General features: G+C 60.9%; 11 protein-coding genes. 4 read left to right on the top strand and 7 right to left on the bottom strand.

Annotation, left to right across the window (positions count from 1 at the left end; genetic code table 11):
- Window positions 1–57: 57 nt before the first annotated feature.
- From ACTG20_RS09250 to ACTG20_RS09240, 3 genes are all read right to left on the bottom strand, one after another.
- On the bottom strand, window positions 58–1,143 hold the full coding sequence (locus tag ACTG20_RS09250) for an HlyD family secretion protein (protein ID WP_194495780.1): 1,086 nt from the start codon (window positions 1,141–1,143) through the stop codon (window positions 58–60).
- Window positions 1,140–1,595 (bottom strand): hypothetical protein, encoded by a 456-nt coding sequence (locus tag ACTG20_RS09245; RefSeq protein ID WP_194495781.1) that lies wholly within the window; start codon window positions 1,593–1,595, stop codon window positions 1,140–1,142. The genes ACTG20_RS09250 and ACTG20_RS09245 overlap by 4 nt, the downstream gene beginning before the upstream one ends.
- 134 nt (window positions 1,596–1,729) lie before the next feature.
- Window positions 1,730–2,914: an OmpP1/FadL family transporter gene (locus ACTG20_RS09240; RefSeq protein WP_194495782.1), complete on the bottom strand. Its 1,185-nt coding sequence runs from the start codon at window positions 2,912–2,914 to the stop codon at window positions 1,730–1,732.
- 391 nt (window positions 2,915–3,305) lie between these two features.
- Between ACTG20_RS09240 and ACTG20_RS09235 the strand changes: the two genes are divergently transcribed.
- The 4 genes from ACTG20_RS09235 (at window position 3,306) to ACTG20_RS09220 (ending at window position 9,134) form a co-directional block, all read left to right on the top strand.
- Window positions 3,306–3,806 (top strand): hypothetical protein, encoded by a 501-nt coding sequence (locus ACTG20_RS09235; RefSeq protein WP_194495783.1) that lies wholly within the window; start codon window positions 3,306–3,308, stop codon window positions 3,804–3,806.
- Between the two features lie 296 nt (window positions 3,807–4,102).
- Window positions 4,103–5,611 (top strand): efflux RND transporter periplasmic adaptor subunit, encoded by a 1,509-nt coding sequence (locus ACTG20_RS09230; RefSeq protein WP_194495784.1) that lies wholly within the window; start codon window positions 4,103–4,105, stop codon window positions 5,609–5,611.
- Window positions 5,608–8,736 carry an efflux RND transporter permease subunit gene (locus tag ACTG20_RS09225; protein WP_194495785.1) on the top strand — a complete coding sequence of 1,043 codons (3,129 nt, stop codon included), beginning with the start codon at window positions 5,608–5,610 and terminating at the stop codon, window positions 8,734–8,736. The genes ACTG20_RS09230 and ACTG20_RS09225 overlap by 4 nt, the downstream gene beginning before the upstream one ends.
- 44 nt (window positions 8,737–8,780) lie before the next feature.
- Window positions 8,781–9,134 (top strand): copper-binding protein, encoded by a 354-nt coding sequence (locus ACTG20_RS09220; RefSeq protein WP_194495786.1) that lies wholly within the window; start codon window positions 8,781–8,783, stop codon window positions 9,132–9,134.
- 102 nt (window positions 9,135–9,236) lie between these two features.
- On the opposite strand, the gene ACTG20_RS09215 is transcribed toward ACTG20_RS09220, so the two are convergent.
- From ACTG20_RS09215 to ACTG20_RS09200, 4 genes are all read right to left on the bottom strand, one after another.
- A complete protein-coding gene (locus ACTG20_RS09215) occupies window positions 9,237–10,154 on the bottom strand; it encodes an ABC transporter substrate-binding protein (RefSeq protein ID WP_058058834.1) in 918 nt (305 codons plus the stop codon).
- Window positions 10,155–10,237: 83 nt separating this feature from the next.
- On the bottom strand, window positions 10,238–11,041 hold the full coding sequence (locus tag ACTG20_RS09210) for an ABC transporter ATP-binding protein (protein ID WP_194495787.1): 804 nt from the start codon (window positions 11,039–11,041) through the stop codon (window positions 10,238–10,240).
- Window positions 11,041–12,078 (bottom strand): FecCD family ABC transporter permease, encoded by a 1,038-nt coding sequence (locus ACTG20_RS09205; RefSeq protein WP_194495788.1) that lies wholly within the window; start codon window positions 12,076–12,078, stop codon window positions 11,041–11,043. Before ACTG20_RS09205 ends, ACTG20_RS09210 begins: the two co-directional genes overlap by 1 nt.
- A gap of 7 nt (window positions 12,079–12,085) precedes the next feature.
- Entirely contained in the window at window positions 12,086–13,102 is a 1,017-nt protein-coding gene (locus ACTG20_RS09200; protein ID WP_194495789.1) for a FecCD family ABC transporter permease, read from the bottom strand.

Genomic DNA, 13,102 nt, shown 5'->3' with positions numbered 1-13,102 from the left:
TTCCGGTAAAGCTCACCAAGCCCCTCCCTCACGGAGGGGCTTTTTTATGTCGGTCCGTTACATCGCAAACAGATAGGCCTTCATCGCCTTGAGGCGTACGGTGGCCGCACCGATGATGTCGATAAAGCCAAGCAGCGGATGGGGTTTATGTGCCGAAATCCAGGCTGAGCCGGTTGCCCCAATTGGCAGGTCCACACCGTCCGGCACCAGCATGTCGAGTACCACTGTCCGGCCATGGCTCGACATGTTGTTGCCCACATGCTGCCGTACATCCTGATCCCCCTGCGTAACACTCATCTGGGCCTCCCCCGTACCAGTAAGTACTGAGTGCACCCGTGCCCGAAAGATGCGCCCGGGATAGGCATCTACATAAAACTCGGCAAACTGGCCTGGTGCTATGTTGCGAAAACTCTGATCCGGAATGCGAAACTCCAGAAACTTGCGAGAAGTGTCGTATAGGTGCATGTTGCCGGTACGGGAACCGCTGGCAATATTTACTATCGAGACCTGGCCATCAAACGGAGCCCTGATCACCTTCTCTTCATTCCGTCGCTCCTGCAAGGCCAGCTCTGTCTCTAGATTCAACACCTGAGCTTCAATCGCCTGAACCTTCGCTTCACTGGCACTCAGTTGCGCCAGATCGCCATCAATTTGGGTCTGCAGCTGGTCACGGCTCTGAATACTGGCAAAGTTACCCAACTGGGTCAGCCGAGCCAATTCCTTGTGATTGAGGTTCAGTCGTGACTGGATCGCTCGCTGCTGGCTTACCTCTGACGCCACCTGGGCATGCTGGGCGTCAATCTGATAGCTCAACGCCTGAGACTTACCGTTACTCTCCCAGTCCGCAAGACTATAAATGGGCTGACCACGCGCAACACGCTGATTATGCGCAACATAAATCTGATCTATCTGATGAAACTGGTTGATGCCTAGTAATGGTCCCAACACCGCATGAGGTGCCTTGACTGTCGCTGAATCGGTAAAATCCACCGGAGCCAAATGGCGAGAAGTAGTCAACAAACCAAGCGCCAATAACGCGCCAATTGCGGTACTCCAAAAACCAGTTTTTAGGTTCCAAGGCAATATGTTCAGCTTGACCAGCAACCACACGATCAGGATATAGGGCAGCAGGATCTCTTTCATGATGCCTCCCCCTCATGACGACCACGTCGAATACCATGGCCGATAATAAGGCTCATCCGTTCGCTCAGCACATCCCAACGAGCAAAGGCGATGATGACGGCAAGCACCCACCAGGTCTTGTCGATAAACAGTCCGCACAAGGAGAGCGCAAACACCAGGGTGATATGCACCGACTCAGACACCTTGGCACGATGCACAGCGATCTCATGCAGTTGCCACAGCAGATAGACCAGATAGAGGACCACATAGAGAGTGATCACAGTAATCACCCCCATAAAGATCTCGGAATCAAGCAGTACCATGATGGCTGGCAAAGCATGGTTGAACTTGGTCGCCTCAATTGGATTGATGTGGGCACCTTTCGAGAAGAAGACAACCAGAGCGACCGTGACCAATATAAACGTCAGGCGCCAAAGCCACCGCGCTAACGCAGAGGTTGATTGTGATGACATTTGATGTTGTTCCTTGAGTAACGGATGAGCAAACAAGTGGACCTCACGAGCCACCCAGCTAATAACGCGCCGGATCGGCGCGACGGCTAGGATGGAGAAGCCCCCAACCAGTGAAGGCTTGCAAGGCTCACAACTCAGAACTGGTGTTGCACACCGATGTTGAAGAAGTTCAGGTAGCTGTTGTTGTAGCTGCCGGACAAGTGCGGGCGACCGATCCCGTCCTGATCCACTGGCATATCACCCAGCCAGGCCAGGGTATAGCTGGCTTCCACCTTGGTGGCTGGGCTCAACTGATAACTGGCCCCCAGACCCCAGCGCCAACCAGAACCCACTGGAAGCATCACAGTACGGTACTCATCACTCACGGCACTACTGTCATAGCCTATTCCGCTGCTCAAACGCAGTGCAGGGGTGACATCAACCTGTGCCCCCAGGCTGGCATGCCATGTATCCTTGTAATTCATATCAATGGTTTGGCTGCCCATGGCAGATGCCACACCGATATCGCCAAAACGGGACCACTGCTGCCAGTTAGCACTGGCCAGCAAGGCCCACTGGTCGTTGAGCTGGTGATAGCCACTTAGTGTGATGGTCTGCGGAATCATGATCTCGACCCCTAGACCTGCCACATCAGCACGTGGGAAGAGCTGATCTTCCAGCTCCCACTTCAGTTCGGAGAAGTAGCTCAGGCCGATACGGGAGTGCTGATCCAGCTCGTAAAGTACCCCGAAGGAGGCGCCATACGCCCAGTCGCTGTTGGAGAATTCCCGCCCTTCCCCCATCCCGGACGTCAGATCCACAGAGGCTTCCAGCGAACCATTCATGGCGATCAGGCTGGCTCCCACCGACCAATTTGAGTCAATGCGGTACGCCAGACTCGGAGCAAAGGCGATGCCGGTCAGCTTGGCCGACTGGGTATAACCACGACCATCCCAGCCATCGCCATAATCGATACCCAGACCGTGACTGCCAAAGACGCCGAGACCTGCGACCCATTGATCGTCGATGGCATGAGTCAGATAGAGGCTGCCGAGCGGCGCGGTCTGCAGGGCATTTCCACCGTTGTTACCGCCGTTGTCCAGATCCAGCTCAAGGTCGCCGTATACCACACCGCCATTGACCTGCAACTGGGTACCTTCCAGTTTGGTCATACCGGCCGGGTTGCTTGCGATAGTATCTGCCCCTTGGGCACGGGCGGCAGACCCTGCGTTGGCCAGCGCACTGTTGGCAGTGCTGGTCTCGTAGAGGGCAAGGCCGCCAGCCATGGCTGATGGACTCAGCAAAGCGGCAAGCATCAGCGACAGCAGTCGTGGCTGCATTTCAATACTCCTGAATAGTGAACATGGTGAGCACCCGGCAAGGTGTGCTGCTCAAAAACACGGTTTGACTCTTTGATTGTCAGCATCCGGGAGACCTGCGGCTTTATACTGCTCGCTCATGGCGTCACGGGATGGATAAGGTCGGCAAGCACTCCTGCCGCAGTCATTTATGCCGGAGCAAAAGAGTGAACCATCACGCCATCGTGGTAACTGACAGGGGCATCGTAACGGGATGAGGGGCATGCTTCATTAGGGTTGGGTATACGCAATGGTTAAGCATTGCTTAAATATCCGCCCCAACACAGCACCTCTATTACATCACCGGCGCCATTGACCTTCACCTCGTGGCAAGGTTTACAGTCCCGCCATCTGCTCCCGAAGGATGCCCGGATTGTCACTCACCCAGCTTGCTGCAAGATTGCCCTCTGTTGCTCTGGCCCGGCTATTGCTGGCGCTGCTGCTCGTCTGCAATCTGACTCTCTGCATCAGCTGGCATGGTTCTCCCCTCTCCTCCGAGCCGACCCCAAGCAGCGCCCAGTCGATGGTGATGTTCGATTCATCCATGGCGATGGCGGATGGCGATATCTCTCATGCAATGCCTGCTATGGATCACCCGGGCGATGTCATGCCCCTCTCCTGCCATCAGGGAGACGAGGGGTCAGCCATGGGCGATGAGTGCCAGATGCAGACCGGCGTCAATGCTCTCTCCTTCGGCGCGATGACTCTGCTTGGGGTACTGGTCGCTCTGCTGCTCTTTCCCTTGCTACTTGGCAACAACGTCGTAGCGTCACTGCTTGATAACTGGTTGCGGGATCCCTTCCTGCGATCCCGCGGTACTCACCCTCCCTCCTGGCCGCGCCGACACCTGATGCTGTCGGTGCTGCGCCACTAGAAAGATCTTCTCTTGCGGCAGCGGCAAGCCTTGGCTTGCCCGTCTCCTGCCGCCTTGCCTGACCCTGTGCCCTGGCCAAACCGGCCCGCTCACAGGGAGCCGTGCGCGCTGATACAGCTGCGCCCCGTTTGCCGCCAGCCCCTTTGGTGATGCCTTGCACCTCACCCGACCGGCGGCCTGCACAAGAGAAGACGAATTATGTCACCAGCCCACTTTTCACCGTCCAAGGTTGCTGCCTTCGCGGGCGCATTACCCTCCTGCACTTTCTGCATGCAGATCCGCGCTGGAGGCCAGTCATGAACAAGACCGTCCTGATGTCGGCCCTGCTGCTCGCCCTTGGCGCTGGTGGCGGCTATTGGGCCGCCAAACAGACCTCCGATGGCGCAAGCGCCAAAGAGAAGACCCCCCTTTACTGGGTCAACCCCATGGATCCCCGCGACAAGCGCGATGCCCCTGCCAAAGACAACATGGGGATGGACTTTATCCCCGTCTATGAGGAGCAGAAAAACGGCTCGCCAGGTACAGTCACCATCAGCCCCGAGATCCAGCAGAACCTGGGGGTACGGCTGGCCAAGGTGGAGAAGCTGCCTATCCACCAGCAGATCGAGACGGTGGGCTACGTCGGTTATGACGAAGATCGGCTGGAGGCGGTCAACGCCCGCATGGCGGGCTGGATCCGCACCCTCGCCATCAAGAGCGAGGGACAGAAGGTGGCCAAAGGCTCCCTGCTCTACGAGATCTACGCCCCTGATCTGGTCAACGCCCAGCACGAGTACCTGCTGGCCCTCAACACCGCCAACCCGCTGCTGCTGCGCGCCGCCGAGGGCAAGCTCAAGTCCCTGCAGGTGCCGGCGGATCAGATAGCGGCCCTCAAGCGCACCCGTCAGGTGCACGAAACCATCAGCATTTACGCCCCCAGCAGCGGTTATGTCTCCGAGCTGAAGGTGCGCGAAGGCCAGTATGTGGAGCCCGCTGCGGCGCTCTTTAACATCAGCACCCTCAAGCAGGTGTGGGTCAGTGCCGAGGTGTTCGAGCGTCAAGCCGCCCAGCTGAAGGTGGGGGACCCGGTCACCATGACCCTCGACTATGCCCCCGGTCGCAGTTGGCAAGGTAAGGTGGATTACCTCTACCCGACACTGGATGCCGCTACTCGCACCCTCAAGGTGCGGCTGCGCTTTGACAACCCGGACGAGTTTTTGAAACCCAATATGTTTGCCAAGGTGAGCATTCGCACCGGGCAGGGAGAGCCGCGATTGGTGGTGCCGAGCGAAGCGGTGATCCGCACCGGTAGTCAGGATCGGCTGGTGCTGGCGTTGGGGGATGGCAACTTCAAGTCAGTCGCCGTCACCCTCGGCCCCCAGTTTGGCGACAAGGTTGCCATCAAGGCAGGGGTAGAGGCTGGGGATAACATCGTCAGCTCGGCCCAGTTCCTGCTCGACTCCGAGTCGGCCATCGATTCGGACTTCCAGCGCATGACGGCGGTGCGCCCCGCTCAGGTGTGGACCCAGGGCGAGGTTGAAAGCATCGATCTGGCCAACCGCACCCTGATGGTCTCCCACCAGCCCATCCCCGAGTGGCAGTGGCCCGCCATGGAGATGGAGTTCACCGTCGCCGAAGGAGTCGACATCAGCAAGCTGGTCGAGGGGCAGACCCTGCACCTGCAGGTAATGCAGGAGGGGGATGAGTACCGCATCACCACCATCCATCTGGAGAAGGCCCCGACCAGCGGCCACGCTCTGGAGCAGGCAAAAGATGAGATGGAAGGAATGGACCATAGCCAGCACAATATGGGAGCCAAGCCATGATCCCCTCGATTATTCGCTGGTCGGTGGGCAACCGCTTTCTGGTGCTGTTATTGACCCTCATGCTCACCGCCTGGGGGCTCTGGTCGGTCAAGCAAACCCCGGTGGATGCCCTGCCGGACCTCTCCGATGTGCAGGTGATCATCAAGACCTCCTACCCGGGCCAAGCGCCCCAGGTGGTGGAGGATCAGGTCACCTACCCGCTCACCACCGCCATGCTGGCGGTACCGGGGGCGACCACGGTGCGCGGCTACTCTTTCTTCGGCGACTCCTTCGTCTATGTGCTGTTTGACGACAGCACCGATCTTTACTGGGCCCGCGCCCGGGTGCTGGAGTATTTGAGCCAAGTTGCGCCCAATCTGCCCGCCTCCGCCCGCCCCCAGCTCGGCCCCGATGCCACCGGGGTGGGCTGGGTCTATCAGTACGCGCTGGTGGACAAAACCGGCAAGCATGACCTCAGCCAGCTCACCTCGCTGCAGAACTGGTTCCTCAAGTACGAGTTGCAGACGGTGAATGGAGTCTCCGAAGTCGCCACCGTCGGCGGCATGGTGCGCCAGTATCAGGTGCGGGTCGATCCGGACAAGCTGCGCGCCTACGGCATCCCGCTCTCCCTTATCGAGACCGCCATCAAGCAGGGCAATCAGGAGACAGGCGCCTCCGTCATCGAGATGGCGGAAGCGGAGTACATGGTGCGCTCCAACGGCTATCTCAAGAGCGTCGAGGATCTGAAGCAGATCCCACTCGGCACCACTGTACGCGGCGCCCCGCTGCTGCTGGGGGATGTGGCAGATGTGGTCACCGGTCCCCAGATGCGGCGCGGCATCGCCGAGCTCAACGGCGAAGGGGAAGTAGTGGGCGGCATCATAGTGATGCGCTACGGCGAGAATGCCCAGCACACCATAGACGGAGTCAAGGCACGGCTGGCGGAGCTCAAGAGTAGCCTGCCAGAGGGGGTGGAGATCGTCACCGTCTACGATCGCTCCGACCTTATCCAGCGCGCTATCGACAACCTCTCCGGCAAGCTGCTGGAGGAGTTTGCCGTGGTGGTGCTGGTGTGTCTGGCCTTCCTGTTCCACCTGCGCTCGTCGCTGGTGGTGGTCATCACTTTGCCCATCGCCATTCTGGTGGCCTTTATCGTCATGCACCTGCAGGGGATCAACGCCAACATCATGTCGCTGGGGGGCATCGCCATCGCCATCGGCGCCATGGTGGATGGCGCCATCGTGATGATCGAGAACGTCCACAAACATATGGAGCGGGAGGCGCTCACCGACAAGAACCGCTGGCGCATCATCACCGAGGCGAGCATCGAGGTGGGGCCCGCCATCTTCTTCTCCCTGCTCATCATCACCATCAGCTTCCTGCCGGTGTTCGCGCTGGAGGCGCAGGAGGGGCGGATGTTCCACCCCCTCGCCTTCACCAAGACCTACGCCATGGCCGCCGCTGCCGCGCTCGCCATCACGCTGGTGCCGGTGATCATGGGTTACTTTATCCGTGGCAAGGTGCTGGCGGAGCAGGCCAACCCCCTCAACCGCTGGCTAAGCCAGGGCTATGTGCCGCTGCTCAAGGCCGTCTTGGCCCGCCCGAAAACCACTCTGGCTGTCGCCGCCGTGGTGACGGTGGCGGGCTTCTGGCCGCTCAAGTACCTGGGCTCCGAGTTCATTCCGCCGCTCGATGAGGGGGACATCATGTATATGCCCACCACAGCAGCCAATATCTCGGTGGGTAAGGCGCGGGAGATTTTGCAGCAGACCGACAAGCTCATTCGCACCGTGCCCGAGGTGCAGAACGTATTCGGCAAGGCGGGGCGCGCCGAATCGGCCACCGACCCCGCCGATCTGGTGATGATGGAGACCAGCATCCAGCTCAAGCCACGCGATCAGTGGCGCCCCGGTATGACCCCGGAGAAGCTGAAAGAGGAGCTCGACTCCCTCATCCGTTTCCCAGGTCTCACCAACGCCTGGGTGCCCCCCATCAAGACCCGCATCGACATGCTGGCTACCGGTATCAAGACCCCGGTCGGCATCAAGATAGCGGGGCCGGATCTCAAGGTGATCCAGCAGCTCGGCCAACAGCTCGAACAGATCGTTGGCAAGGTCGAGGGCGCCTCATCGGTCTACGCCGAGCGGGTGGCGGGTGGCCGCTATGTGAAGGTGGATATCGACCGGCTCAAAGCAGCCCGCTATGGCCTCAACATCGCCGACGTGCAGGCGGTGCTCGCCACCGCGGTGGGCGGCATGGAGGTGGGCCAGACCATCGAGGGGCGTGAGCGCTACCCCATCAACCTGCGCTATCCCCAGAGCTATCGGGATTCGGTGGCGAGCCTCGAGCTGCTGCCGGTGGTGACCTCGAGCGGGGCGCGCATCGCGCTGGCGGATGTAGCCCGGGTCTACATCAGCGATGAAGCCCCCATGCTGCGCAGCGAGAATGCGCGCCTCAACGGCTGGGTCTACGTCGATATTCGCGGCCGCGATATCGGCTCCTTCGTCGATGAGGCCAAAGCCGAGGTGGGCAAGCAGCTGGTGCTGCCGGCGGGCTACGCCCTCACCTGGTCTGGCCAATACGAGTACATGGAACGGGCCAAGGCGCGCCTCGCCTACGTGGTGCCGCTGACGGTCGCCATCATAGTGCTGCTGCTCTATCTGGCGTTTCGCCGCGTTCAGGAGGTACTGCTCATTCTCACCACCTTGCCGCTGGCGGTGGTGGGCGGGATCTGGACCCTCTGGCTGCTCGACTTCAACCTCTCGGTGGCGGTCGGGGTGGGCTTTATCGCTCTGGCGGGGGTGGCGGTAGAGACCGGCGTCTTGATGCTGGTCTACCTCAACCACGCCTGGGACGATCTCGTTGCCAGCGGCAAGCCGGACAAGGCGGGTCTGCATCGGGCGGTGATCCACGGCGCCGCCCTGCGCCTGCGTCCCAAGATGATGACGGTGGTGACCATTATCGCCGGCCTCTTGCCTATCATGTGGAGCCACGGTACCGGATCCGAAGTGATGCAGCGCATCGCCGCCCCCATGATCGGCGGCATGGTGAGCGCGCTGGTGCTGACCCTCTTGGTGCTGCCAGCGGCCTATTACCTGTGGCGCAGTCGCAGCCTTGGCAAGAGCTCGAACCCGCAATCCGAATAACCGGATTTCACGATCCATATTGACTGAACGATAAGGAAACCATCATGAACTACAAGACGCTGACCCTGACATTGCTGCTTGGCCTTGCCACCCAGACCAACCTGCAAGCCGAAGAGATGATGCACCATGAAGGGCGCGAGATGAGCCAGACGGGTGAGATGAACGAACAGGGCGCAATGGTGATGACCAAGGGGGTCATTACCCGCCTCGATGAGGGGAGCGGCAAGGTCGGCATCAAGCACGAGGCGATCGAGAATCTCAAGATGCCCGCCATGACCATGGTCTTTCGAGTGGCAGATCCAGCCCAGCTCAAAGGGCTGAAGGTGGGGGATGCCATCCACTTTCATGCCGAAAGCCAGAGCGGCAAGCTCACAGTGACAGCCATCCAGCCGCAATAAATGGCTCTGGCTCGCCGAAGAGGTCACGATAGACAGTGACAACGCAAGAGGGAGGCATCAGCCTCCCTCTTCTATTGATTAACCGCTAGTGTGCGGTGGCACTCAGCTGCGGGTTGCCAGCAACTGCTCCACATCCTCGATCACCTTGAGGGCCGCCTGCGGGCCGCCGCTGGAGGTCCAAAGCGACCCGTCCACGGCGCCAAAGCGCTTGGCCTTGATCACCGGCAGCTGCTGGAACGCCGGGGTCTGCTCCGCCTGACGCATGGCATCCACCGCATCACCGCTGGCGCTCAGAGTGCCGACCACCAGCCAGTCGGCATCCAGCAGGTTGAGGGACTCCAGACTCAGCGCCGGTGAGTGGGGCGCGCCAGTACCCTGCTGCTTGCTTGGGCGCACCAGCCCCATCGACTCCACTACGCTGCTGGCAAAGGTGCCCTGATACATAAAGCTCGGCCCCTTGGGATTCCAGCGCACTATGCTGATGCTCTCCCCCTGATGCTTGGCCAGCTTGCTGCGGGCCTGAGTCAACCGCTCGGCATACTGCAGCAAGAAAGTATCCCCTTGCTGGTCGCGGTTAAGGGTGTGGGCGGTGCGGCGGAAGCTATCCTGCCACGGCTCACCCCACTTGCTGGTCACCACGGTCGGCGCGATCTCCCCCAGCAAGGTCAGCAGCTCGGGACGGGTCTGGCCTGTCAGGATAAGGTCGGGCTCCAGCGCAATCAGCGACTCCAGATTGGGGCTGTCGAGATCGCCGATCACCTGGATCCCCATGCCCGCCTTGTTCAGCAAATAGCGGGGCAAGGTGGGTTGACCACGGCCATTGACGGCGCCGATGGGGGTCAGCCCCAGAGTCAGGGTGCTGTCGAGTTCGAGCTCGCTCAGCACCACCACCCGCGTTGGCTGGACTGGCACCTGCACCTTCTGGCCAAACGCATCAGTCACTTCACGCATCTCCTGCGCCTGAACCAGCGGCGCGGCCAGCATCAGGATGGCTGCTGCCAGGGCGGCAAAACGCTTCATCATCTCACTCCTTCTCGTTGCACGGCCCGGATAATCGGCCGCGTGAATATACTCGGCGGGCCCACAGAGCAGGCCCATATGACTCAACTCGCCGAACGCAGGGTGCGGCCATGTTCGTGGCGACGGGGCACGATAATGGGCGCCCCGTCGCCGGGGGCATGCAGAATGTCGACACTGGTCTGGTAGAGCCGGTCGATTAGATCCTTGGTCACCACCTCCCGGGCCGGGCCCATAGCGGCAATGGTCCCCTCGCCGATGGCGATCAGCTCGTCACAGTAGCGGGCCGCCATCGCCAGATCGTGGATCACCAGCAGCACGGTTTTGCCCTCGGCGGTGATGCGATGGATCGCCTCCATCACCTCGGTCTGGTGACCGATATCGAGGGCGCTGGTGGGCTCGTCGAGCAGCACCATGTCGCTGTCCTGCGCCAGGATCATCGCAAGCCAGGCCCGCTGCGCCTGCCCGCCGGAGAGGGACGCTGCGCTCTGCTGCCAGATGCTTTCAAGCTGCATCCGCTCGCAGGCAATACGCACCATGCGGGCATCCTCCTCACCCCACTGATTGAACCAGCCCTGATGAGGGTGGCGGCCATACTGCACCAACTGCTCCACCAGAATGCCGGCAGGCAGGGTCGGCCACTGGGGCAGATATGCGAGCTCCCGCGCCAGCCCCTTCATGGGGTAGCTGGCAAGCGGCTTGCCCTTGAGCAGGATCTCGCCGCGTTGGGCTTTCATCTGGCCGGATAGCAGCTTGAGCAGGGTCGATTTGCCGCAACCGTTGGGGCCGACGATCCCCACCAGCTTGCCCCTCGGCACGCTGAAGGAGATGTCCCGCAGGATGGGGGTCTGCTGATAGGCGAAATGGAGGCGATTTACGGTGAGCGTCATCAGTCAGCCCTCTGGCGATCGTTAACGAGAAGAAACAGCAGCAACAAGCCGCCGAGAATACGGGTCATGATGCCGGTCGCCACCTCGTGAGGGCTGGCCAGCACCCGGACCAAGGTATCGCTGGCGAGCAGCAACAGAGAGCCGCTGAGTGCAGCCAGCCAGAGCGGCACCACCCGGTCTTTCACCAGCCAGGAGGCAAGAATGGGGGCCGCCATGGCGATAAAGACCACGGGGCCGCCGATGGCGGTGCCGAGCGCCGCCACCAGAATGGCCTGCGCCAGAATGCCCAGTTGCACCCGATCGCCGTTGACGCCAAGCCCTCGGGCCATCTCGGGGCCAAAGCGCAGCACCGCCAGCGAGCGGGAGAGATAGACGATCCACGGGCAGAGCAGCAGCAACAGGATGGCAATCGGGGTGATGGTGCTGTAACCCACGGCGATAAAGCTGCCCATGTTCCACAGATAGAGGGAGCTCAGGTGCAGCAGGGCCTGGGTGGACATCACAAACTGGCCGAGCGCCTCGAACAGTTCGGAGAGACCGATGCCGATCACCACGAACAGATAGCCCTGCTCACCCGGTTTGCGGCAGAGGGCATAGAGCACCAGCGCCGCGAAGATGGCTCCGATAGGGGCCGCCCACCAGGGCCAGCTGCCCACGGTCAGGTAGAGGGAGAAGACGATGATGGCCAGAGAGGCCCCGTTGTTGACCCCCACCATATCGGGTGTGGCCAGCCGGTTGCGCACCAGCGTCTGCACCAGACAGCCGGAGAGCCCCATGGCCGCCCCCGCCACCACCACCCCAAGGATGCGCGGCAGCCGGATCTTGAACAGGGTGAGCTGCTCAAGCCGGGTCCCCTCCCCCAGCAGGGTGTTGACCACCCCGGCCAAGCCGAGCTTGCCACCGCCAACGCTCAGGGCCAGCAGAGCAAGCGCCAGCAGCGCCACGGCCAGCAGTGCCAGCCAGCGCCAGCTGGGCAGATGGATCAGCAAAGAGCGGTTGCCGGCCCGCAGGCAGAGCATATCGGTAGGTGTACGCATCAGCCCCTCACTTGACGGTCAGCAGGGTACGAAAGCCCCCGCGGTGGACAATAGCGATCAGCACAGGTGCACCGATCAGGGCCAGAATGACCCCGTTTGGCAACTCGAACGGCTGGATCAGCCAGCGCGCCAGAATGTCGGCCAACAGCAGAAACAGCATGCCAAACAGGGCGGAGAAACAGACCTGCACCGACAGCTTTACCGGCTCCACCAATCGGCCACAGTAGGCGGCCAGAAAGCCGACAAAGCCGATGGGGCCGGCGATAGCGATGGCACTGGCGGTAAACAGGGTGGCGGCCAGCAGCACGCCAATTCGCACCCGGTTAGGGCGGATCCCGAGCGCCTGGGCCTGACTGTCCCCCATCTGCATCAGGGTCAGCTGGCGACAGAGCAGCAAGGTGATGACAAACGCCGCCAGCACGAAGGGCAGCACGGCAATGATGGCATCGAGATTGGCCGCCGACAGGGAGCCTAATACCCAGAAACGGTATTGCTCCAGCACCATCTTGTTGGAAAACAGCAAGAAACTCGACAGACCACGAAATGTTGCCGAGAGGGCTACCCCGACCAGAATGAGCTTGAGAGGATTTGCGCTGCCAGTAATAGTGCTGAGTACCAGCACTATTACGTTGCCAAACAGAGCACCAAAACCAGCCCAAATCAGGTAACTGTAAGCTGATTCCGCTCCAAACCAGGTGATCCCCACCACCAGTGCAAATACGGCCCCTTCACTGACCCCGAGCAGGCCGGGCTCCGCCAGCGGGTTGCGGGTCGCACTCTGCAACAAGGAGGCAGCCAGAGATAACGAGGCGCCGACCACCATGGCACAGAGGGTGCGCGGCAGTCGCAAGGTATTGAGCACCATGGCGAGCTTCTCGTCACTCGCCCAAGGCGCGTCACCCATCAGGTAGCCGAACACCTCGCGAGCACCATAAACACCCGCACCGGTGGCGAGCGAGAGAGAAAGCAGTATGAACAGGAGGAACAATCCCAGCCAGAACAGAGGGGTCTGGTACTTAACCAC

The sequence above is a fragment of the Aeromonas sp. 84A genome, assembly GCF_051919345.1.
Classification (GTDB): Bacteria; Pseudomonadota; Gammaproteobacteria; order Enterobacterales; family Aeromonadaceae; genus Aeromonas; species Aeromonas veronii.
This window is presented reverse-complemented; position numbering and strand designations above follow the sequence as displayed.

What these genes read in the sequence shown, in the direction of transcription:
- ACTG20_RS09250 (WP_194495780.1), bottom strand. Translation starts at nt 1,143, where the DNA reads ATGAAAGAGATCCTGCTGCCCTATATCCTGATCGTGTGGTTGCTGGTC.
- ACTG20_RS09245 (WP_194495781.1), bottom strand. Translation starts at nt 1,595, where the DNA reads ATGTCATCACAATCAACCTCTGCGTTAGCGCGGTGGCTTTGGCGCCTG.
- ACTG20_RS09240 (WP_194495782.1), bottom strand. Translation starts at nt 2,914, where the DNA reads ATGCAGCCACGACTGCTGTCGCTGATGCTTGCCGCTTTGCTGAGTCCA.
- ACTG20_RS09230 (WP_194495784.1), top strand. Translation starts at nt 4,103, where the DNA reads ATGAACAAGACCGTCCTGATGTCGGCCCTGCTGCTCGCCCTTGGCGCT.
- ACTG20_RS09225 (WP_194495785.1), top strand. Translation starts at nt 5,608, where the DNA reads ATGATCCCCTCGATTATTCGCTGGTCGGTGGGCAACCGCTTTCTGGTG.
- ACTG20_RS09220 (WP_194495786.1), top strand. Translation starts at nt 8,781, where the DNA reads ATGAACTACAAGACGCTGACCCTGACATTGCTGCTTGGCCTTGCCACC.
- ACTG20_RS09215 (WP_058058834.1), bottom strand. Translation starts at nt 10,154, where the DNA reads ATGAAGCGTTTTGCCGCCCTGGCAGCAGCCATCCTGATGCTGGCCGCG.
- ACTG20_RS09210 (WP_194495787.1), bottom strand. Translation starts at nt 11,041, where the DNA reads ATGACGCTCACCGTAAATCGCCTCCATTTCGCCTATCAGCAGACCCCC.
- ACTG20_RS09205 (WP_194495788.1), bottom strand. Translation starts at nt 12,078, where the DNA reads ATGCGTACACCTACCGATATGCTCTGCCTGCGGGCCGGCAACCGCTCT.